A 21855-nucleotide genomic window follows, 5' to 3' on the forward strand; every position below is an offset into this window, starting at 1 on the left:
GGACTCGGTCGACAAGATCGGTGACGCTAGACATTGAGCGTGATGACCTCGTCGTTGGCGGGTTCGACCGGGATCAAGGTGTCGCTGGAATAGCCGAGATTGACAGCCTGCTTCTTCCAGAACTTGGCCGACTTTGCCCACCCAGCCTTGTCCTCGCTTTCGCGATAGACACGGGTCTTCAGCACGCGGATTTCTTCGTCCTTGCCGGCGATGACCGCTTCGAAACCGCCCTGTTCGAACTGGATCCGCATGGAGCCGAATTTTGCTATCTCAGCGCGGTAAGAGGCGTTTTCCGCCTCTACGACGCGCACCTCTTCCTCCAGTTCGGCGACCCTGTCATTTAGCTGCTCTGCTGATTTGCCGGCGGCCGCCCTTTCTCGCCACTGCCGTGTTGCCTTTTCACGGTCCTTGATGGCCTGCGGCAGGGCGGCCCGGTGCTCGTCGCGCTGGTGTTCGTTTTTCGCCTTCGCCTTGATCTTCGCTGCGCGCTTTTCGGCAATGACGTCTGTCGCGGCTTTTTGAGGTGCCTCGCCTTGCTCGACGCGGGCCTTGATCTCTTCCGTCACGGATGGGAGATCGTCCTTTATGTCGCGGACGTCGCGTTCTGAAATGTCTCCCATGGGAGACAGATTGCCGGTGGCCTCCTCGATCGCGCGGATGACCCGGCCCTGGTCCAGAAGTCGGTAAGCGTGAGCACGCCCTAGTTGGAATTCTGCTTTGATATAGGCTTCCCACGAAGGGTACTGTAGGGCCTTCCAAGCTTTGCGATCATGCGCTTCCAGCAGGAGAGACCAGATCTTGTCCACTGCGGTGCGAATGCGCCCCGTGAGTGCGACGGCTTCGTTCGTCGTAAGGTCACGGGCGGCCGGTATGGCCGGAGTTTTCCGGATCAAGTGGCGCTCCCGATGTCTGACGACCGGGGCGGGAACGGGATCACGCTTTCGGGGCGCGGGCTGTCCTCAACGAATAGGTAATGGAACTTGGCGAAGGCCTTGCCGGAGGCGATGGCGTCGTCGGCTGCCTTGGTTTCGGCGGCGCGCGCAGCGAGATCGCGCCATTCGAACCACGCGCGCTCCTGCTCGGCGTTCATATTATTGCTGGCCATGGGTCAGGCGTCCCTTTCCGATGTCGAGGAAACTCGCTTCGAAAGTCTGGCTGCAGCCCACGCGTCTAGATCGGCCACATGGTAGAGAGGGATGCGCCCAGCGTACTGCATTGGGGGAGAACCCCCGACCGTCGCAAGCTTGTTCAAAGTTGCGAGGGCGATAGGGATGCCGTGCCGCTCCAATAGATAGCCAGGCACTTCAGCTCGACGAAGACGCGGCTTATCCATTAGCTACCCTCCGCTTCCTGCGAGCAGCAGTTCGCAGACGGCTTCGGACTCTCCAGCGCATTTTCGATGAGGTTGCGAACTGCTAACGCACGCGACCCAATCCTGTTGTTAAACCGCCAATTGTCCACCCGCTCAACTAGGCTGGGCTCAATCATCAACTGGAAACGCAACGATCGCGACTCCTTCCGCATATAAACCTCCGTTAGTTCCGTCACTAATGGGTAATCGTGTTCGCTTGAAAATTCAACTGGAAAGTGAGGGAACTTCCGTCTATTGAGCCAATGACGCTGGAACGTTGGGGAAGCCGCTGTGGCCACCGAGAAGAAGACGCTTAAATTCCAAATGATGATGTCGCCGGAGGAGGCGGAGATTCTTGACGACTGGATGTTCAAGAACCGAATACGATCAAGAGCGGAGGCCATCCGCCGACTGTGTCAAACAGCGCTTGCGATTGACGAGCCGGTCGTCTTCAACGCAATCTTGGCAACAAAATTTTCTGAAGCAGCTCGAAAATGCGTGGAGAACGCCAAAGCTATCTTCGACGACCCCAGCACCGGTATCGAGCAAAAGAGAACAGATATCGAAGCTCACTTTGACTATATTACCAGATCAGCACAGCATATTTTAAATCAAGCTGGCCTTATATTTTCGGTGAATAGGGCTTTTAGAAGCGCTAAAGATCTGGATGAAGTTCTTAATGACAGTTCGGAAAAGATCGCCCTTTTGTCTAAAATGACAAGGGAAGGCGATCCCTACGACCCCGAGTGGAGCAAAGTCTTTGCAGACCTAGTTGATCTTCCCAGCCCGTCGAAAAAAGAGCCGGAATGAGATTAAGGATCGCTCGGATTATCGCTTGGCCTCCATTTGCCGCTTAATCTCTCCCGCAATTTGGTTTGCCGCTGCGACCAGCACCGAGTCGAGCCTATGAACGTACTTGCTTGTGACGGTTCCACCGGCGTGGCCGAGCATGGCCGCAATCGTGCTGTCAGCAAACCCTAGATCGCCGCCGACCGATGCATAGGAGTGGCGCATGGTGTGCGGCGTGACGCCGGTCAAGCCTGCCCGCTCCATGAAGCGCACCCATGCACCAGCCAGGCCTTTGTAATGGCCGGTCTTGCGCAGGGCAGGCAGCACGTAGGGATTGCCCGGTACCCGGATGGCCTTCCGCAGGACGTCGAACGCTTCTCTGCCCACAGGACGTACAGACGGCCCGCTCTTGCTATCCTTCAGCCGGAAGCAGCCGGCCACCTCGTCTACCTCATCCCATTGCAGCATTGAGATTTCGCCAAGGCGGCACCCGGTGAGCGCCAGCAGCCAAGCGCCGGTGATCGCCTGCGGCGTGTCGATTTCGGCTTGCTCACAGGTCAAGGCGTTTCCGATCGCGCGGTATTCATCGCTGGTCAGCCGCCGATCGCGCACGTTGTCAGCGGGCAGGGTGACGCCCTGAACGGGGTTCGTGGCAATGATGTCTTCACTGACAGCATAGGTAAGAATGCCGCCCAGGAAGCCCGTGGTGCGTGCTGCGGTGCCGGCGCCGCCGGTGACGAGCACCCGATTGCCGTTCTTGCCCGACCGATCTCGCCTTGCTGTCTTGCCGGCCGTGACCTCGCGAACGAATTTCACGATATCGGCGCGAGTGAGATCGATCACCAGCTTGCTGCCGAGAAGCGGCTTGATGTGCCGTTCGATCCTGCCTCGGTCGACCTCGATCGTCGACGCCTTCTTTGGCCTGTTCCGGCGTCGGCCAAGGATCAGACCCTTCTCTGCAGCCTTCATGTACTGGTCGCAGAGTTGGGCAACCGTAAGAGATTTCCGGCGCGTCTTCCGTTCGAGCAACGGATCGCCCTTTTGGAGCACAACGCCGCCCATGGTCTCGATCGCCAGCTTGCGCGCCTGTTCGGCAGTGATTACCCCATGACGGCCGATTGTCATCCGCCGTCGTACCCCTTTGCCGGACCTATAATCGACGAAATACGTTCGGCTGCCGCTCGGGTGCACATAGACGCCAAAGCCCTTCAGATCCGAGCACCAGATGGTGTATTGCTTTTCGCGGCGCTCCGCGTCGTCGACAACGCTTTTGGTGAGTTTTGGCATTGGGCCTGGTCCATTTTTTGGGTCGGCTCACAATACGCTCACCGCCGGCAGGGAAACAAGGGCGAGTTCGGGGCGAGGCAAGAAAGCTCTGGAAACGCTGCTGCGCTTGAAACCTACGGCTTTCACCTACTCGGGAAAACATGCGCCATCATTGGGAAATATGGCTGGGCCGCCCAAGGAAGGCAGCCATTACGATCTGCCGATCGCGCTTGGCCTGATGGCCGCGCTCGGCGCCATTCCAGGCGACATGCTGGCCGGCTATGTCGTGCTTGGCGAATTGTCGCTCGACGGCACGATAGCCGCCGTCGCCGGCGCCTTGCCGGCGGCGATCGGCGCCAATGCCGAGGGCAAGGGCCTGATCTGTCCGTTCGCCTGCGGACCGGAAGCGGCCTGGGCCGGCAAGGACTTCGACATATTGGCGCCGCGCAGCCTGATTGCCATTGCCAACCATTTCCGTGGCACGCAGGTGCTGTCGCGACCCGAGGCCGGCATCCACGCCGCGGCACGCGACCTGCCCGACCTCGCCGACATCAAGGGCCAGGAGACCGCCAAGCGGGCGCTGGAAGTGGCGGCGGCCGGCGGCCACAATCTGCTGATGATCGGCCCGCCCGGCTCGGGCAAATCGATGCTGGCGCAGCGGCTGCCGTCGATCCTGCCACCGCTGGCGCCGAAGGAGTTGCTCGAAGTCTCGATGATCGCCTCGGTGGCGGGCGAGCTCGGCGAAGGCAAGCTGACCGACCGGCGGCCATTTCGTGCCCCGCACCATTCGGCCTCGATGGCGGCGATGGTCGGCGGCGGCATTCGCGCGCGGCCGGGCGAGGTGTCGCTGGCGCATCACGGCGTGCTGTTCCTCGACGAGTTTCCCGAATTCACGCCGCAGACGCTCGATGCGCTACGCCAGCCGCTGGAGACCGGCGACTGCATGATCGCGCGCGCCAACCATCGCGTCACCTATCCGGCGCGCATCCAGCTGGTGGCGGCGATGAACCCGTGCCGCTGCGGCATGGCCGGCGAGCCGGGCTATCGCTGCCTGCGCGGCGATCGTTGCCGCACCGACTACCAAGCGCGCATTTCCGGACCGTTGCTCGACCGCATTGACCTGCGGATCGAAGTGCCGGCGGTTTCGGCCAGCGACCTGATACGGCCCGACCGGGCGGAGAAGAGTGCTGACGTGGCGCTGCGCGTCGCCCGCGCGCGCACCCTGCAGCGCGAGCGTTTCGAGCGGCTCGGCGTGACCAGCGCCACCACCAACGCGCATTGCGCGCCGGCTACCATCGAAGACATCGCCATGCCAGACGCCGCTGGCCTGTCACTGCTCAAGGACGCCAGCGAAAAACTCGCCTTTTCGGCCCGGGCCTACCACCGCGTGTTGAAAGTGGCGCGCACGCTCGCCGACCTCGACGCCAGCGAAACCGTCGGCCGCATCCATCTCGCCGAAGCGATCTCCTATCGCATGAGCTCGGAACGGGTGGCGCAGGCGGCGTAAATGCCACCTGGCATCCAGCCACTTTCGTCCTTCTAGTCTTTAAGTTGCAGTGTTCATTTCATTTTTACTTGGCGGCCAGGATGAGGCACGCGCCAGTTGCGACGATGACCAGCCCTGTAAGGCCATGCATTCCGAAGGCGAGGGCGCGGTTTCCCCGCGAACGGAGGACCGTCACCATACACCGGCGACCCACCCGGCCCTTCGGGCCACCCTCCCCTCAAGGGGGAGGGGAACGCCTCAGCCCTTCGCCTTCAGCTCCAGCCGCCGCGCGTGCAGCACCGGCTCTGTGTAGCCGCTGGGCTGGCTGGTCCCCTTGAACACCAGGTCGCAGGCGGCCTGGAAGGCGATGGACTTGTCGAAATCCGGCGCCATCGGCCGGTAGAGCGGATCGCCGACATTCTGGCGGTCGACGATGGCGGCCATGCGCTGCAGGGAATCGCGCACCTGGATCTCCGAGCACACTTTGTGGCGCAGCCAGTTGGCGATGTGCTGCGAGGAGATGCGCAGCGTGGCGCGGTCTTCCATCAGGCCGACATCGTTGATGTCGGGCACTTTAGAGCAGCCGACGCCCTGGTCGATCCAGCGCACGACGTAGCCCAGAATGCCTTGTGCGTTGTTGTCGAGCTCGCGCTGGATCTCGTCGGGCGTCCAGTTCGGCCGCACGGCGACCGGCACCGACAATATGTCGTCGAGCTTGGCCTTCGGGCGGCTCTTCAGCGCCGCCTGCACGGCATGGACATCGACCTTGTGGTAGTGCGTGGCATGCAGCGTCGCCGCCGTCGGCGACGGCACCCAGGCGGTGTTGGCACCGGCCTTCGGATGGGCGATCTTCTGTTCCAGCATCGCCGCCATCAGGTCCGGCATCGCCCACATGCCCTTGCCGATCTGGGCATGACCGGCGAGCCCGCATTCGAGCCCGGTGTCGACATTCCAGGCCTCGTAGGCGGAAATCCAGGCGGCCTGCTTCATGTCGCCCTTGCGGATCATCGGGCCGGCTTCCATCGAGGTGTGGATCTCGTCGCCGGTGCGGTCGAGGAAGCCGGTGTTGATGAACACCACGCGTTCTTTTGCCGCGCGGATCGCCTCCTTGAGGTTGACGGTGGTGCGCCGCTCCTCGTCCATGATGCCCATCTTGATGGTGTTTTTTGGCATGCCGAGCAAGGCCTCGACCCGGTCGAAGATCTCGACGGCGAAGGCGACTTCCTCCGGCCCGTGCATCTTCGGCTTCACCACATACATCGAGCCGGCGCGGGAGTTCATTCGCCGCCCATTCGCTCCGACATCGTGCAGCGCGATCAGCGCCGTCATCGCCGCGTCCATGATGCCTTCCGGCACCTCGTTGCCTTCGCGGTCCAGGATCGCCGGATTGGTCATCAGGTGGCCGACATTCCTGACCAGCATCAGCGAGCGGCCAGGCACGGTCAGCGTACCGCCAGCGGGCGCGGTCCAGGCGCGGTCGGGATTGAGCTTGCGGACAAAAGACTTGCCGCCCTTGCTGATCTCTTCGGCGAGATCGCCCTTCATAAGGCCGAGCCAGTTGCGATAGACGACGACCTTGTCCTCGGCATCCACCGCCGCGACCGAATCCTCGCAGTCCTGGATGGTGGTCAGCGCCGATTCCAGGATGACGTCGGCAATACCGGCCGGATCGGTGCGGCCGATCTGGTTGGCGCGGTCGATCAGGATTTCGATATGCAGGCCGTTTTTCACCAGAAGCACGGCTTCAGGGTTGGCGGCGTCGCCGCGATAGCCGACAAATTGTGCGGGGTTGGCGAGAGTGGTCGAACCGGCACCGGCGCCGAGCTTCAAGGCGCCATTGGCCACCGACAGGCCGTTTACCCCTGCCCATTTGCCTGAGGTGAGCGGTGCGGCCTCGTCGAGAAAGCTCTTCGTCCAGGCGACAACCTTGGCGCCGCGCGCCGGGTTGAAGCCCTTGCCTTTTTCAGCGCCGCCCGTTTCGGGGATGGCATCGGTGCCGTAGAGCGCGTCATAGAGCGAGCCCCAGCGCGCATTGGCGGCGTTAAGCGCATAGCGGGCATTCATCACCGGCACGACCAGCTGTGGCCCGGCGACCACGGCGATTTCCGGGTCGACGTTCTCGGTCGAGACGCTGAAGGCCGGCCCTTCAGGAACGAGATAGCCGATCTCTTTCAGGAAGCCTCTGTAGGCCTCCATGTCGATGGGCGCGCCGTGCTCGCGATACCAGCCGTCGAGCCTTTCCTGCAGGGCGTCGCGTTTAGCCAGCAGCGCCCTGTTTTTTGGTGCGAGGTCGTGGACGATGGCCGAGAAGCCGTTCCAAAAGTCCGCCGCTTCGATGCCGGTGCCGGGCAAGGCCTCGTTGGCCACAAAATCATGCAGCTCGCGGGCAATCCGCAATCCGGCGATCTCGATGCGATCGGTCATCAGGCTACTCCAGATGAAAGGCTTTGCGGGGCGTTTGGCATGTTGGGGTTGCAGGGTCAATTCGGCTTAAGGTGAAGGGGGCGTTTAGGCAAGGTTGGCGATGAGAGCGTCCTTCTCCCGTTTACGGGGAGAAGATGGCGGCAGCCAGATGAGGGGCCGCGCAGAGTTACGTGAAATGGCGGTACGGCGAAAATCGCGTTTCGGCAGCGCTGCCCCTCATCCGCCCTTCGGGCACCTTCTCCCCGTGAACGGGGAGAAGGAAGAAGCTACACCGCAATTCTCGGCCTTCCCGAGGCCACCGCAACCACATGTGCCTCGATGAACATGCGCTGGGCTTCGACGGTCGAAACACGAAACTCGGTCGCCACGTCGATCTCGGCGCTGTCGGTGCCGGCATCCTTGGCGCGCTGGGCGACGATGGCGCGGACATCGGCTTCGGCGGCCGCGATCGCCGTGGCCTCGTCGAGGAAATCCCGCACAGTCTCACCCGAGGCAAGCCGGAACAGCCCTTCCTTGGGCTGGCTGACCCGCGCCTCGGCCGAGACCCTGACCTGGCCGACGACAGCGCCGAGCGCGTTGGCGACATCAGTGTCTTCCGGCACCACGCACTCATTGCCGACCAACGGCGCCAACCCAGCATAGTGCAGCGGCGCCGAGGCGCCGAGGCCGATGACCGGACGGTCGAGCGCGACACTGAGACGAGCGATGCCGGGATGCGCGTCGACCGCACGCTGCACCAGCGCGTGCGCCACCGTGGCCGCACCGTCAAGCCCGTCCTCGGCGAAGGCGGTTTCGAGGATATATTCCGCCGACCAGCGCGTCAGCGTCACCAGCACGCGCTCCGAGATCACCTCCGGTGAGGCTGCGATGGGCTGGCCACGGCCGTCACGCTTGCGGGCGAACAGGTCGGCGCCGAGGCGGGCGGTAACGGCGTCCCAGTTGGCCTGTTTGCCCAACACGTGTGCTGCGTCCGACGGCGTGAAGCCGCAGATATGCACCAGCCCGCGCGAGACCAGCCGGTTCAAGGTGGCGTTCTGGGCATTCGATGTCAGCAGCCTGTCGAGGGCAAGCGGGGTTGCGCCGATCGCCTCGTAGAGCCGCGCTTCGGGAGCGGTCAGCCCGGCGGCCAGCCTGTCCGGCACGCCGGTGCGCACCGCGAAGCGGCCATCCATGCGGCCGGGGTTGGGCGCCCGCAACTGGCGTTCGAGTTCCGATTTGACGGCGTCACCATGCGCCATGCCGGCCAGCGCCAACGGCACCAGGCGGCGCGGCCCAAGCAGGATTTTCGGGTTGAGCGCGCCATCTTCCAGCGCCACTTCGGAATCGCCGCCAAGGCCGAAGGTGCGCATGGCAACGGCCTCGACCATGGTGCGGAAGCCGCCGACCGTGGCGCCTTCGGGATCAAGCCGCGGCCGGCCCTTCTCAAGCACGGCAACGTCGGTGGTGGTGCCGCCAATGTCGGAGACCACGGCATTGTCGAGCCCGGTCATGTGGCGGGCGCCGACCAGGCTGGCGGCCGGGCCGGAGAGGATCGTCTCGATCGGCCGCTGGCGGGCAAACGCCGCCGAGACCAGCGCGCCATCGCCGCGCACCACCATCAGGGGCGCCGCGATGTTGCGCGCCTCCAGAAACCCTTCCGTCGCCGCCACCAGCCGGTCGATCATCGAGATCAGCCTGGCGTTGAGCAGCGTGGTCAGCGCCCGGCGCGGGCCGCCGAGCTTGGCCGACAGTTCGTGGCTAGCCGTGACCGGCAGGCCGGTCTTTTCGCGGATCAGCTCACGGGCGGCGATCTCGTGAGCCGGGTTGCGGGTGGCGAAATAGGCGCAGACGGCAAAGCCGGAGACCGAGGCGCCGAGTTCCGGCAAGATGGCCTCCAGCCCGGACAGGTCGAGCTTGGCGGCATTGCCGTGGACATCGTGTCCGCCCGAACAAAACACCACCGGATCGCTGCCGAGCGCGGTCTTCAGCCCATCGCGGGCGAGGTCGGCTTCGGAAAAGCCGATCATGACCAGCGCCACACGGCCACCCTGACCCTCGACCAGCGCGTTGGTGGCAAGCGTCGTCGACATCGAGACGAGCTTGATTGCTGCCGGATCGGTGCCGGCTTTTTCGAGCACCGCGTCGACGGCACCGGAAATGCCGACGGCGAGATCATGCCTGGTGGTCAGCGCCTTGGCCTTGGCCAGCACCTTGCCCTTGTTCGGCCCCTGCTGTGGACCTTCGGTCTCGGACCACAGCACGGCATCGGTGTAGGTGCCGCCGGTGTCGATGCCGAGGAACAGTGGTTTTGGCTTGGTCTTGGCAGTCATTGCTGATGGCGGTCCGGCTGGGGGAATTTTTCTGGCTCAGCCCTTAGCCGATACGGAGCGAGCGATAAAGCCGCGAGCGCTGGGCCACGTTCGATCCTTCCACGATGGGAATTGGCAGCTAAGGTGTCGAGATTCAGGTCAGGCCGCGCCGAAAATGGTGGCTTCCGAGAACCGGAGCGGAGCGTACTTTTCGTACGTGAGCACCGGAAGCGCAGGAAGCCGCCATTTGCAGGCCGGCATCACCTGAATATCGATACCTTAGCCCACAAACCCGACCTTCTTGTGCGACCCATCGCAAAACGGCTTGTTGGCCGAGTGGCCGCAGCGGCAGAGGAAGGCGACTGTCGTGCGGTCGATCGTGTGGCCGGTGCCGGTGACGATCTCGAGATTGCCATCGAGCTTGAGCGGGCCGTTTTTCGTCGGGGTAACATTGAGCGGGCCGTTCCGCACCTCGAGCGCCGGCGTGTCCTTTAACGACGGCTCGCCGGTGGCGGTGAAGCCGGCCTTGATATGGCTGTTGTCGCAGAACGGCTTGTTCTGCGAGGCGCCGCAACGGCAGAGCGTGGCACGATGGAAGGTCTCGTCGCCCAGCACGATCTCGGCGTGAACGGCCAACGGGCCGTTTTCGCGCAGCCGTACGGTGTTGACCACCGGTGGCTGTTCCTGCGGCCCGCCATCCTTCCTGATGTAAGTGATGGCGCCCGAAGGGCAATTTTCGGCCAGTGCGACGATCTTTTCGACGCTGGCCGCCTCGGGGTGGATCCACTCTCCCGGCGCGTTGGGCACGAAGACATGCGGATCGCCGAGCACGCAATTGCGTGAGTGGATGCAGCGCTTACCGGAAAACCCGACGTCGATCTTGTCGCTTTCGACCATGCCGGCCATCGCTGTACTCCTGTTGCCTGGAGCACGTCGCGCCTTCGCAGACGCGTCGTGCCTTGGGTGTTTGGGCAAGCTATGGCTCGAACAGGAAAACCGTCAAGCTGGCAAACCGGTCAGGGGACCAGATTGATCTCTTCGGTCTCGCCGCCGCTGCAGGTGTAGCAGCAATCCTCGCATTTCTCCTTGTTGCCGGGGCCGACCCCCCAATAGGTGCCTTCGTCGCCATCGACCCAGGCGCCGTAGCAGATCGATTCGCCCTCGTTGCAGGAGATCGGCAACGACTTGGTCTCGCCATCGTCGAGATAGAAGTCCTTGCCATTGCCCGGCCAGACATAGTCGCGGTCCTGGCTGTAGAGCTCGAGGCGCATGGCGTTGGGATGGCTGTTCTTGATGGTAAAGCTGACGTCGCCGGCGTGGGCGGCCGGCGCAAACAGGACGGCAAGCGAAAACGCGGCGGCGAGCCGGCGCGCGGATGTGAAAGACATGGAAACCCCCGATGAAGAATCGGCCCCCACGGCCGATAACGGGATCATGCCATGACGCGGGCCGGCGCTAAAGGGATGATGGCGGCAAATCCCTGATTTAATCGGCCGCCGGATCTCAAGACTTTCACCCTATCGTTGCCAGAAGGGCAGCTTGGCGATTTCTTCTTCGACCTGCCGCCTGGTCAGTCCTATATCGTCGATCAAATGCGGATTGGCTTGCGAGATTCGCTTGAGGTCCCAGCGAAAGCGTGTGCGCTGGCGCCAGGCGGTGACGGTGTTTCGCAGGGCCGCAAGGCTATAGCGCCTGGGCGAGACCTGCCCGACGGGAATCCGCCGCCGCACGACCTGATGCGGGGCCGAAGCAAGACAATTGGCCATGACAACCTCCATGTGGTTTGGGGCTCCAGTTTTACCAATTGGGGACCCTCGAGCTGAAAGAGGTTGAATTCTGCCGGATACCGACAGCGCCGTAATTAAGGACTGCCAAATAGTTCTCAAAAGTTCCAAACTGGCTCTAACTCTTTGTTTTGACGTCACTCCGGGTGCAGAACCGCCTCACACTTTTCCTGGAATTACTCTATAGATGGGCCTCATGCAGGGATTGCGCTTTGCCTTTGGTCCGTTCGTGCTTGATCCGGGTGCGGGAACGCTGCTCCGGAACAATGATCCCGTTGCCGTCGGCTATCGCGGCCTGAAGCTGCTCGCGGCGCTGGCCGCGCGCCCCGGTGAAATCCTGGGGAAGGCCGAGCTGATGGATGCGGCGTGGCCGGGCACGGCCGTCGAGGAAGGCAACCTCACTGTGCAGATCGCGCAGTTGCGCAAACTGCTTGGTCCGCCTGCCGACGGCGGCGAATGGATATCGACGGTTCCGCGTGTCGGCTACCGCTTCACTGCGGCCATCGAACAACTCGATGGCGCGAAGCGAAAACCCTTGCCGCTTCCCGACAAGCCGTCGATCGCGGTGCTGCCTTTCGTCAATCTCAGCGGGGATCCCGAGCAGGAGGCCTTCGCCGACGGGTTGACCGAAGATTTGATCACCGACCTGTCGAGGATCTCCCGCCTGTTCGTCATCGCCCGCAATTCGACCTTTGCCTACAAGGGCAAGGCAATGGATGTGCGCACGATCGCTGGCGAGCTTGGTGTGCGCTATCTGCTGGAGGGCAGCGCACGGCGCGCCGCGGGCCGTGTGCGCATCAACGCCCAGTTGGTCGACGCGGCGAGCGGCGAGCATATTTGGGCCGAACGCTTCGATCGCAGCCTGGACGATATCTTTGCCGTTCAGGACGAGGTGACGGCCAAGATCGTGGAGGCGTTGCTCGGCCGGCTGCGCGCGCCGCCGCCGCGCAACCGGCCCAAGAGTATCGAGGCCTACGATCTCTGCGTGCGGGCGCGCAAGCTGATCGACGATTCACCGCAGATGGCGCAGGAAGCGCATCTGATGCTGACGCGCGCGGTTGCGCTCGATCCTGACTACGCCGAGCCCTATCGATGGCTTGCCATGAACCACTGGATGGGACGGGTGCATTGGGGCGGACCCACCGAAGCGGATCGCAGCGTTGCCCTGGAAATGGCGCGCAAAGCCGTGTCGATCGATCCCAACGATGCCGGCTGCCGCTGGGTCCTGGCCTATCTGCTCACCTATGAGCGCAGCTTCACCGAGGCGGATGCGGAATTCGCCAAGGCGATCGAACTCGATCCGAACGAAGCCGACACCTGGGCGTCACTCTCGGACATCACGGTCCTGGCCGGGCGGGTCGAGGAGGGCCTTGAGCACATCCGCAAGGCATTCCGGCTGAACCCGTTTCCGGCAAGCTGGTACTATCTGACGCTCGGCCAGGCGCAATATGCGGCGCGCGACTACGAGGCCGCCATCGAGACGCTGCACCGGGACGAGACCTATCGCACCACCTCGCGCCGCTTCCTGGCGGCAAGCCTGGCCCAGCTCGGCCGGCTCGACGAGGCGCGCGTCGAGGTCGAGCTGTTCCTCGTCGGCAGCCCGCATTTCACAATCCACCACTGGGCCACGACCGAGCCATTCCGCGACGACGCGACGCTCGAGCATTTCGTCGATGGCTTCCGCAAGGCCGGCCTGCCCGAGTGACGGCCCGTCACGGCACCAGGTCGATCGTCTCGGTCGTGTGCTCCACGCAGATGAAGCAGCAGGTGTCGCAGGGCTGGTCGTTGTCAGGCCCGACGCCAGCGGAGATGCTGTCATTGCCGTCGACCCAGGCGCCGTAACAGATGCGCTCTCCCGAATTGCAGGACAGCGGCACCGATTTCTGCGAATTCGGATCGATCAGGAACACTTGGTCGTTGCCCGGCCAGACCGTCTCGCGGTCGCGGCTGAACAATTCGACGGCGACTGCCTGTTTGCGCAGGTTCTTGACGAAGAAAGCCATGTCGGCGGCCTCGGCCGAGCTGGTGCAGACCAGAGCCGCAAGCACGGCCATGCGAAACAGCGTCACCGAAGGCCCTCCCGAATCATCCCGGCAGAATCGCACGCCTGCCGGGAACTAGGAAGGTGTGGTTCACTCGTCTAGGAAGGTGCGGGGCCAGAAATCTCGCGCCCCAGCCGCACCGTTTCCTTCACCAGAAGGTCGAGGTCCTCGCGCCTTGTGCGATGGTTGGCGATCGCCACGCGCAGCCAGTGTTCGCCATGCACCGTGGTGTCGGAGAGCGCGGCAATGCCCTGTTCCTGCAGCCGCAGCATGATCTCGGTGTTGAGTGCCTTCAGCGGCTCACCGACGAGCCCAGGCTGGTAGCGGAAGCAGACGATGTTGATGGTTGGCGGTGTCGCCAGCTCGAGCAGCGGCTCGACCTCGATCAGTCCAGCGAGATAGACGGCCTGCGCGATGTTCTGGTCGATCAGACGGCCGAATTTGTCGACGCCATGTTCCTTCAGCGCCATCCACACTTTCAGCGCGCGAAAGCCGCGCGACGTCTGCAGGCCGTAATCATGCAGCCATTCGCCCGACGCAAGGCCGCGCGGTGTCGATTCCAGATATTCCGGCGTCACCGCGAAGGTGCGGCGATGCGCGATGGCATCCCTGACCAGGGCACAGCCGACCTCGAACGGCGCGTGCAGCCATTTGTGCGGATCGAGCGCGACCGAATCCGCCCATTCGATGCCGGCAACGCGATGCGCGTTCTCAGGCGCAATCGCGATCAGCGCCCCGATGCAGCCGTCGACATGGAACCACAGGCCTTCCTCATGCGCGAGTTTGGCCAGCGCCTGCAAATCGTCGATCGCGCCGGTGTTGACCGTGCCGGCATTGCCAATGACGCAGGCCGGCCTGAAGCCCGCCGCACGGTCCTCCGATATCGCTGCCCGCAAGGCTGGTATGTCGATGCGCAACCCGGCATCGGTCGGGATGCGGCGCAGCGCCTTGTTGCCGAGGCCGAGCGCTTCCATGGCCTTGCGGTGGCAGGAATGGACCTGGTCCGAACCATAGAAACGCAGCGGCTTTTCGATCGCGGCCACGCCATGCTCGCGCACGTCGATGCCGGCCTTGGTGTTGCGCGCCACGGTCAGCCCGATGATGTTGGCCATCGAGCCGCCGCTGACCAGCGTACCGGAGGCTGTGGCGGGAAAGCCCAGCATCTCCTTGCACCAGTTCACCACCTGGCTGTCCATCAGCGCGGCGGCGTGGTTGCCGCCGCCGAGATTGGAGCCCTGGATCGCCGCCAGGAAATCGCCGAGCGCACCGGTGAAATTGCTCGACCCCATATACCAGGCCCAGAAGCGCGGATGGATGTTGCCCATCGGGTAGGACATCACGGTGCGCGCGACCTCGCCATAGACAGCGGCCAGCGGCGCCGGCGATCGCGGCAGGGGTGCGGCGAAGGCCTCTCTTACCTCCGCTGGCATCTCCCGCCAGACCGGGCGATCCCTGATATCGCTGAGGTAATCGACGGCATCGTCGATGACTTGGTGCGACAGGGCCTGCACTGCGGCCCAGTCGGTGGGGTCGAGCGTTTCCTCGGCCACCATGCCGAGGCTTTCCGGCGCGATATCCATGACATCCTCCCGTCAGGCAGCCGGGAACTGGCAGCCGGGCGTCGAGCGCGACAGCGCCATCTCGTCGGCATCCATCTCGGCCTCGATGCCGTCGAACAGCGGCGTCGTCATGTAACGCTCGCCGGTGTCGGGCAGCATGCACAGGATCACCGATCCGGCCGGCGCCTTCTCCGCGACCTGCCGCGCCACGGCGAAGGTGGCGCCGCCGGAAATGCCGGTGAAGATGCCTTCCTTCTGCGCCAGCGCCTTGGCCCATTTGATGCCTTCGGGCCCGGCAATCGGCATCACCTCGTCATAGAGGCTGGCGTCGATCGCTTCCTGCAGCACATTGGGGATGAAGTCCGGTGTCCAGCCCTGGACCGGATGCGGCTCGAAGGCCGGATGGCTGGCGGCGGGGGCACCATTGGCACCGCGCTGCTGCGCCTTGCCGCTGCCAACCAGCTGGGCATTGGCCGGTTCGCAGAGCACGATGCGGGTCTCCGGCCGTTCGCGGCGCAGCACGCGCGCCACGCCGACGACGGTGCCGCCGGTGCCATAGCCGGTGACGAAGCAGTCGAGCCGCGAGCCCGCGAAATCATTGATGATCTCGCGCGCCGTGGTCGCCTCATGGATGGCGGCATTGGCGGCGGTCTCGAACTGGCGAGCGAGGAACCAGCCATTGGCCTCGGCCAGCTCAACCGCCTTCTTGTACATGCCAAAACCCTTTTCGGCGCGCGGCGTCAGCACCACCTTGGCGCCTAGCATGCGCATCAGCTTGCGGCGCTCGACCGAAAAGCTGTCGGCCATGGTGACGACCAGCGGATAGCCCTTTTGCGCGCAGACCATGGCAAGCCCAATGCCGGTGTTGCCGCTGGTTGCCTCGACCACGGTCTGGCCGGGCTTCAACGCGCCGCTGCGCTCGCCCTCCTCGATGATGTTGAGCGCCAGCCGGTCCTTCACCGAAGCGGCCGGATTGAAGAACTCGGCCTTGACGTAGATCGTCGCGTGGGCCGGTGCGAGATTGTTGATGCGGATCACCGGCGTGTCGCCGACAGTGTCCAGAATGCTGTCGAACAGTCGGCCGCGCCCGGCCGTGGTCCGGATTTTTTGTTTGTTCAACATCGTTGATCTCCTCGATCGTGTTGATCTTCACAGGACGGTTACAAACCGGCGGCTTGGGCGGCGAGGTTTCGAGACCTTGCCGCGCTAGGACTGACATGCCGGCACTGCCGCTGGTATCCGGCGCGGAAATTCGCCGCCGGATGCGCCGTGTCGTGTTTGGTGATAAAGCAAGGGCCAACAGGCCAGCGTGGGAGCAGGCGTGGGAACGGACGTGGAATCCGCACCTTCGAGACTGGACGGTGGCACACCGGGCCTGTCCGTGCGCCTGCTCGGACCGCTGGAAATCCTGCGTGACGGCGTGCCGATGGCATTGCCGGCATCGCGCAAGCTGCGTGCGCTCCTGGCCTATCTGGCGCTGGCGCCACACGCCGTGGGGCGCAGCCGCCTGTGCGAGCTCTTGTGGGATGTTCCCAACGACCCTCGCGGCGAACTGCGCTGGTGCCTGAGCAAATTGCGCGGCGCCCTCGACACGCCGGACCGGCGCCGGGTCATAACACAAGGCGATACGGTCGCGCTCGATCTCGACGGCTGTCTTGTCGATGCGCTGGAGATCAGCCGCGCCGCCGCGCAAGGGATCGACACCGTTGACGTTGAGCGGCTGCGGGCGCTGGCCGGACTTTTTGTCGGCGATCTGCTCGACGGGCTGGAGCTCGAACGCAGCCCGCTTTTCGACAGCTGGATGGTCGCCCAGCGCCGCCGTTTTCAAGCGTGCCACGCCGCCGTGCTGGAGCATCTTGCCGTAAACCCTCCGGCGGGTTCACCCGATACGCCCACGCATCTCGACAAATGGGTCGAGCTGGCGCCATTCGACACGCGCGCGCATCTGGCCCTTCTGTCCAATCTGGCGGAGCGGGGTGCCATCGGCGCCGCCGAGGCGCATCTGGCTTCCGCTGCCCGCCTGTTCCAATCGGAAGCGCTGGATGTCGCCCCGCTCCGTGCGGCCTGGCAGGCAATCCGCGATCAACGTTCCGGCAGCCCGCTCAACGCGCAACCAGCCTGCCTGTCCACAAGAGCGGAAGTCCCATCGGATGATGCCGGCACGGTCGAGCCAAGTCAGGCATCGCTGGCGGTGATGCCGTTTGTCGAGGAAGCCGGCGAAGGCACACGCGGCGGCCTCGCCGACGGTTTCACCCACGACATCATCACCCGTCTCGCCAAGCTCCGCGATTTCTTCGTCATCGCGCGCGGATCGGTGTTTGCGCTGGCGCAGATGAATATCGCGCCGGAAGAGGCAGGCCGCAGGCTGAACGTCGACTATGTAGCCACCGGTACGGTGCGCAGCACGGCCGGCCGGCTGATCGTCAGCGTCGAACTGATCGAGGTGCGCACGGCCCGGATCGTCTGGGCCGAGACCTTCGAACGCAGGCCTGACGACCTCTTTGCCGTGCTCGACGATATCGGCAACAGCATCGTTTCGTCGATCTCGGCGGAGATCGAAACGGTGGAGCGCAACCGCGCCATGCTGAAGGCACCCAATTCGCTCAACGCCTGGGAGGCCTACCACCGCGGCCTCTGGCACATGTACCGCTTCACCCAGGCCGAAAACGAACAGGCGCAGCATTTTTTCGCCACCGCCTTGCGGCTCGACCCGACCTTTGCCCGCGCCTATGCCGGCCTGTCCTTCACCCATTGGCAGAATGCCTTCCAGCGCTGGGGCGACCGCGACCGCGAAAGCGCGCTGGCCTATGAGAGCGCCGGCCACAGCCTGCTGGTCGACGACCACAATCCGGCCGCGCATTGGGCGATGGGCCGGGCGCTGTGGCTGCGCGGCGAACAGGACGGCTCGCTCTGCGAACTGGAACGGGCGGTGGATCTCAGCCCGAATTTCGCGCTTGGCCACTATGCGCTGTCCTTTGTCCACTCGCAGTCAGGCGACCCGCAGGCGGCGATCAGCTCCTCCGACCATTCGCGCCATCTGAGCCCCTTCGACCCGCTGCTGTTCGGCATGCTGGGCGCGCGCGCCATGTCGCATGTCCGGCTCGGCCAGTTCGACGAGGCGGCCGACTGGGCGCTGAAGGCGGCGGCACGGCCGAACGCCCACACCATCATCCTGGCGATCGCCGCGCACTGCCTGGCGCTGGCCGGCCGACTGGACGAAGCGCGCGGCTTTGCCGCCGCCATCCGCAGGACATTGCCTGACTATCGCGCCGACGATTTCATCGGCACCTTCCGCTTCGAGCCCGATGCCGAGGCGCTGTTCCGGCAAGGCGCCAGGCGCATCGGGCTCAGCTGACGTCGCGCATGAAGCCTACCCATTAACGAAGTCGGAAGGAGTTGTTTAACCGTTCACCTCTATGTGACCTCTCGGGGGGTCCATGGCAAAGTGAGTATGATGAGCGACAGCCCCGACAAGCGCAGCGAATGGCGCGCCATTCTTCATGTACAGGCCCGCGTCGCCGTCCTGTTCGTTCCCGTGGTTGCCAGCCTGCTGATCATCGCAGCACTTGCCGGCAACGACCGCAAATCAGTTCCCGACGTCGACCGGACGGTCACCGGGTCGGTGCGATAAACCACCTGCAACGGTGCTCAGACCGGTGGTCGAGCCTCCGGCGGCGGAACTCCGCGCGCAGTCCAACATTGTCTTCCAGGACAGAACCTGGAGGACATGATGACCAGAGCTTTCGACATCAACGACAACAGCAAAGAAAATCCCAATCGCCCGCCGCAGCCCGAGACCGGCGACGACCTGAAAAAGAAGAAGGTCGATGGCAAAGCTTTCCAGGTGAACGAGAACAGCGTTGACAATCCGACGCCCACGTCAGTGAAACCAAAGCGGGACTGATCGAAAAAGATGGCCTGCGCCCGTCGATTGGCAAGCGCCTAAGAGCCGGTGCTTTCCGGCAGCATTCGCCTGAGCACGTCGTCCTTTCGGATGAAATGATGCCAGAGCGCCGCCGCCGCATGCACTCCAGCAAGGATGAGGATCAAATTGGCGCAGAGGCTGTGCAGCTCCCTAATGAAGCTGGCCGTGTCGCGATCCGGCGAAACCGGCGCCGGGATGGTGAAAAGGCCGAAGAAGCTCAAGGCGTCACCCCGGTACCAGGTCAACAGGATGCCAAGAACCGGAATGGCCACCAGCAGGGCGTAAAGCAAGAGGTGCGCGACCTTCGCCGCCCATCGTTCAAGCTGTGACATTTCCGTGGGCAATCCGGGTGTTCCCAGCGTCAGGCGCAGGCCGACGCGGATGACGACCAGCGCGAACAGCAATAGGCCGAACGAAATATGCAGCCACCAGACAAGCGCTCGTCCTGGATCGCCGCGCGGAAAAAGCTCCTCAACGTAGGTCAGGCCGTAAAGGCCGATGACCAGCAGGAACACTGCCCAGTGAATGGCTTTCTGCGCGCTTGTGTAGGTGGGGTGCATGCAAGCCTTCCAGTTTCGAACGTTTCTAAACTAGCCGCGATCATGTCAAAGCTTTGTCCGGGAACGAACCCCTTTTTGAAGAGAACGTCCAAGGGCCGGGCTGTGATGATCGTGATTCGGTGAACACTGGAACAGGCAACCTGTCAGTTCGCTGACAACAGGGCACCGGAAGGCACCATGCGTCAGCCAAACACAAGCCCGGCGAATCGGGCTTCTTCATCGGGTCTCCTGGCGCACCTCAATAAAATCTTGGGATCGGACCGTTCTGCGGCGTGGTGCGGTCGCCGAGGTCGAGAAAAACCTCGTCGACGTAGCACCAGCCCCAGCCTTCCGGCGGATCGTAGCCTTCAATGATTGGATGGCTGGTGGCGTGAAAATGTTTTGTCGCGTGGCGGTTGGGCGAGTCGTCGCAGCAGCCGACATGGCCGCAGGTGCGGCAGAGCCGCAGATGCACCCACCACGAGCCGCTCTTCAGGCATTCCTCACAGCCGAGCGCGCTCGGCGTCACGTCCTTGATCCCAGCCGCGTGTTTGCATTCATCCGCCATCACACTCTCCTGGACTATCTCTTTGTTGAAGTATGATCTTGTCCGGAAAACCGGGTCCCACTTTTCGGGATCATACTTTGAAGCGACGTGGCGTGGCCACCGTCCTGCGCTAGATAAGCATGCAATGCCGCGACCACCTGGGCACCCTCGCCGACAGCGGCCGCAACGCGTTTGACCGAGCCGCAACGCACGTCGCCAATGGCAAAAACGCCGCTGCGGCTGGTTTCCATCAAGCCGTGCTCCGCTCCCAGCTCCGATCCGGTGCGGACGAACCCCTTGGCGTCGAGCGCCACATTGCAGTGCGCCAGCCAGTCGGTGTTCGGGTCGGCGCCGATGAACAGGAAGAGATGGCGGATCGGGCGGGTCGTTTCCTCGCCACTGACGCGGTTGCGCCAGCGGACAGTGGCAAGATTGCCCTCCTCGCCCTCCAGCGCCTCGATTTCGGTTTGGGTCAGCACCTCGATGTTCGGTTGCGCCCTGATGCGCTCAACGAGGTAGCGCGACATGGTTGCATCAAGGCTGCCGCCGCGCGCCAGCAGCGCCACCTTGCGCGCGTGGCTGGCGAGGTAAACCGCCGCCTGGCCGGCTGAATTGCCGGCGCCGACCAGCGCCACTTCCTGCCCCGCGCAAAGCCGCCCTTCAATGGGTGACGCCCAATAATGCACGGACGTTCCCTCGAACTGCGAGAGGTTGGCGACATCGAGACGCCGGTAGCGCGCGCCGCTGGCGATCACCACGCTGCGCGTGCGTACTGTCTCGCCGTCGCCGACATCGAGCAGATAACGCGCGCCTGAATTGTCGGTCGCGGCACTCAGCAGCTTCGCCTCGTCCGGGATCACCATTTCGACGCCGAATTTCTGCGCCTGATTGTAGGCGCGCGCCATCAGCGCCATGCCGGTAATGCCTGTGGGGAAGCCGAGATAATTCTCGATACGGGCCGACGCGCCTGCCTGCCCGCCGAAGGCGCGGCAATCGAGCACGATGGTCGACAGGCCTTCGGAGGCCGCATAGACCGCCGCGGCCAGTCCGGCCGGCCCGGCGCCGACGATCGCCACGTCATACAGCATATCGGCATCGATCGGCCTGAGCAGGCCGATGCAGCGGGCGAGGTCCTTCTCACCGGGGTTCATCAGCAGCCTGCCGTTTGGGCACAGCACAACCGGCAGATGGTGGGGATCGACATCGAAGCGTTCGACCAGGGTTTTCGCGCAAGGGTCGCTGCCGGAATCGAGCACACGGTGCGGCTGGCCGCTGCGGGCCAGGAACCCTTGCAGCCGCAGCACGTCGCCATTGCCTGATGGTCCGATGATGATCGGCCCGCTGGTGGCGCTTTCCAGGAGCCCGACGCGGCGCAGGATCAGCGCCCGCATGATCCGCTCGCCGAGATTGGCCTCCTGCACCATCAGGTCGCGCACGCGCTGCGAAGGGATGACGAAGGCCTCGACGGGCTCGGCCGCCTCGGCGTTGACCAGCGAGGGCCGAGCCGAAAGCTGCGCCAGTTCACCGACGAAGCTGCCCGGGCCATGGGTGACGATCGTGTCGCGCCGGCCGAGGCCACCATCCTGGGTTATATCCACCGTGCCCGACAGGACGACGATCAGCCCGGGCGCGACATCGCCGGCCTTGATGATATGCTCGCCGGCGGCATAGGCGCTGGCCTCGCCGAAACGGCGCATGTGGTCGATGTCTGCTTCGGTCAGCGTCGGAAAGGCCTGGTCGCGACGGGCGCCGAAGATTGCGGTGCTGGATTGAGACATGGTTGCGAGCGTAGCGAAGTGGCCGTCCGGTTTGAAGCGGTTTGTTCAGTCCCTAGCCGGGAGAATGGTTCGGCGCC

At 63.9% G+C, this 21855-nt stretch carries 19 protein-coding genes and 1 pseudogene; 6 read left to right on the forward strand and 14 right to left on the reverse strand.

The genetic code is table 11. From position 1 onward, the window contains the following. Positions 1 to 26: 26 nt before the first annotated feature. A complete protein-coding gene (locus ACZYHG_RS06415) occupies positions 27 to 893 on the reverse strand; it encodes a hypothetical protein (RefSeq protein WP_464613048.1) in 867 nt (288 codons plus the stop codon). Beyond that, positions 890 to 1105 carry a hypothetical protein gene (locus tag ACZYHG_RS06420; RefSeq protein ID WP_464613049.1) on the reverse strand — a complete coding sequence of 72 codons (216 nt, stop codon included), beginning with the start codon at positions 1103 to 1105 and terminating at the stop codon, positions 890 to 892. The genes ACZYHG_RS06415 and ACZYHG_RS06420 overlap by 4 nt, the downstream gene beginning before the upstream one ends. A gap of 537 nt (positions 1106 to 1642) precedes the next feature. Here ACZYHG_RS06420 and ACZYHG_RS06425 point away from each other — a divergent pair. Further along, positions 1643 to 2161, forward strand: a complete 519-nt coding sequence (locus ACZYHG_RS06425) for a hypothetical protein (protein ID WP_464613050.1) — start codon at positions 1643 to 1645, stop codon at positions 2159 to 2161. A gap of 18 nt (positions 2162 to 2179) precedes the next feature. Here ACZYHG_RS06425 and ACZYHG_RS06430 read toward each other — a convergent pair whose 3' ends face one another. Further along, positions 2180 to 3427 carry a tyrosine-type recombinase/integrase gene (locus ACZYHG_RS06430; RefSeq protein ID WP_464613051.1) on the reverse strand — a complete coding sequence of 416 codons (1248 nt, stop codon included), beginning with the start codon at positions 3425 to 3427 and terminating at the stop codon, positions 2180 to 2182. A 172-nt stretch (positions 3428 to 3599) separates the two neighbouring features. Between ACZYHG_RS06430 and ACZYHG_RS06435 the strand changes: the two are divergent. Next, a pseudogene (locus ACZYHG_RS06435) lies at positions 3600 to 4913 on the forward strand (YifB family Mg chelatase-like AAA ATPase); the annotation flags it as partial. A gap of 237 nt (positions 4914 to 5150) precedes the next feature. Here the strand turns inward: ACZYHG_RS06435 and ACZYHG_RS06440 are convergent. The 5 genes from ACZYHG_RS06440 to ACZYHG_RS06460 form a co-directional block, all read right to left on the reverse strand. Beyond that, positions 5151 to 7316 carry a malate synthase G gene (locus ACZYHG_RS06440; RefSeq protein WP_464613052.1) on the reverse strand — a complete coding sequence of 722 codons (2166 nt, stop codon included), beginning with the start codon at positions 7314 to 7316 and terminating at the stop codon, positions 5151 to 5153. A 266-nt stretch (positions 7317 to 7582) separates the two neighbouring features. After that, a complete protein-coding gene (locus ACZYHG_RS06445) occupies positions 7583 to 9625 on the reverse strand; it encodes a hydantoinase/oxoprolinase N-terminal domain-containing protein (protein WP_464613053.1) in 2043 nt (680 codons plus the stop codon). Positions 9626 to 9883: 258 nt separating this feature from the next. After that, complete coding sequence (locus ACZYHG_RS06450) at positions 9884 to 10510, reverse strand: CDGSH iron-sulfur domain-containing protein (protein ID WP_464613054.1); 627 nt, start codon at positions 10508 to 10510, stop codon at positions 9884 to 9886. Positions 10511 to 10620: 110 nt separating this feature from the next. Next, the gene (locus tag ACZYHG_RS06455; protein WP_027032197.1) at positions 10621 to 10992 is read right to left on the reverse strand and encodes a hypothetical protein; all 372 of its coding nucleotides are present in this window, start codon (positions 10990 to 10992) and stop codon (positions 10621 to 10623) included. A gap of 129 nt (positions 10993 to 11121) precedes the next feature. Then, a complete protein-coding gene (locus ACZYHG_RS06460) occupies positions 11122 to 11370 on the reverse strand; it encodes a DUF1127 domain-containing protein (protein WP_464613055.1) in 249 nt (82 codons plus the stop codon). Between the two features lie 214 nt (positions 11371 to 11584). On the opposite strand from ACZYHG_RS06460, the gene ACZYHG_RS06465 reads away from it, so the two are divergent. Beyond that, positions 11585 to 13093: a winged helix-turn-helix domain-containing tetratricopeptide repeat protein gene (locus ACZYHG_RS06465; protein WP_464614635.1), complete on the forward strand. Its 1509-nt coding sequence runs from the start codon at positions 11585 to 11587 to the stop codon at positions 13091 to 13093. Positions 13094 to 13100: 7 nt separating this feature from the next. On the opposite strand, the gene ACZYHG_RS06470 is transcribed toward ACZYHG_RS06465, so the two are convergent. From ACZYHG_RS06470 to ACZYHG_RS06480, 3 genes are all read right to left on the reverse strand, one after another. Further along, complete coding sequence (locus ACZYHG_RS06470; RefSeq protein WP_464613056.1) at positions 13101 to 13457, reverse strand: hypothetical protein; 357 nt, start codon at positions 13455 to 13457, stop codon at positions 13101 to 13103. A gap of 71 nt (positions 13458 to 13528) precedes the next feature. Further along, positions 13529 to 15010, reverse strand: coding sequence for a pyridoxal phosphate-dependent decarboxylase family protein (locus tag ACZYHG_RS06475; protein ID WP_464613057.1), 1482 nt, complete (start codon positions 15008 to 15010; stop codon positions 13529 to 13531). A 12-nt stretch (positions 15011 to 15022) separates the two neighbouring features. Beyond that, positions 15023 to 16111, reverse strand: coding sequence for a PLP-dependent cysteine synthase family protein (locus ACZYHG_RS06480; RefSeq protein WP_464613058.1), 1089 nt, complete (start codon positions 16109 to 16111; stop codon positions 15023 to 15025). Positions 16112 to 16310: 199 nt separating this feature from the next. On the opposite strand from ACZYHG_RS06480, the gene ACZYHG_RS06485 reads away from it, so the two are divergent. From ACZYHG_RS06485 to ACZYHG_RS06495, 3 genes are all read left to right on the forward strand, one after another. Next, positions 16311 to 18344, forward strand: a complete 2034-nt coding sequence (locus ACZYHG_RS06485) for a transcriptional regulator (RefSeq protein ID WP_464613059.1) — start codon at positions 16311 to 16313, stop codon at positions 18342 to 18344. Positions 18345 to 18440: 96 nt separating this feature from the next. Then, a complete protein-coding gene (locus ACZYHG_RS06490; RefSeq protein WP_032925721.1) occupies positions 18441 to 18620 on the forward strand; it encodes a hypothetical protein in 180 nt (59 codons plus the stop codon). A 99-nt stretch (positions 18621 to 18719) separates the two neighbouring features. Next, complete coding sequence (locus tag ACZYHG_RS06495) at positions 18720 to 18893, forward strand: hypothetical protein (protein ID WP_464613060.1); 174 nt, start codon at positions 18720 to 18722, stop codon at positions 18891 to 18893. 38 nt (positions 18894 to 18931) lie between these two features. Here ACZYHG_RS06495 and ACZYHG_RS06500 read toward each other — a convergent pair whose 3' ends face one another. From ACZYHG_RS06500 to ACZYHG_RS06510, 3 genes are all read right to left on the reverse strand, one after another. Further along, positions 18932 to 19474 carry a cytochrome b gene (locus ACZYHG_RS06500; protein ID WP_464613061.1) on the reverse strand — a complete coding sequence of 181 codons (543 nt, stop codon included), beginning with the start codon at positions 19472 to 19474 and terminating at the stop codon, positions 18932 to 18934. Positions 19475 to 19712: 238 nt separating this feature from the next. Continuing rightward, positions 19713 to 20021 carry a UBP-type zinc finger domain-containing protein gene (locus tag ACZYHG_RS06505; protein ID WP_023777710.1) on the reverse strand — a complete coding sequence of 103 codons (309 nt, stop codon included), beginning with the start codon at positions 20019 to 20021 and terminating at the stop codon, positions 19713 to 19715. Between the two features lie 14 nt (positions 20022 to 20035). After that, positions 20036 to 21778: an FAD-dependent oxidoreductase gene (locus ACZYHG_RS06510; RefSeq protein ID WP_464613062.1), complete on the reverse strand. Its 1743-nt coding sequence runs from the start codon at positions 21776 to 21778 to the stop codon at positions 20036 to 20038. Positions 21779 to 21855: the final 77 nt, after the last annotated feature.

The sequence above is a fragment of the Mesorhizobium subarcticum genome, assembly GCF_055456085.1.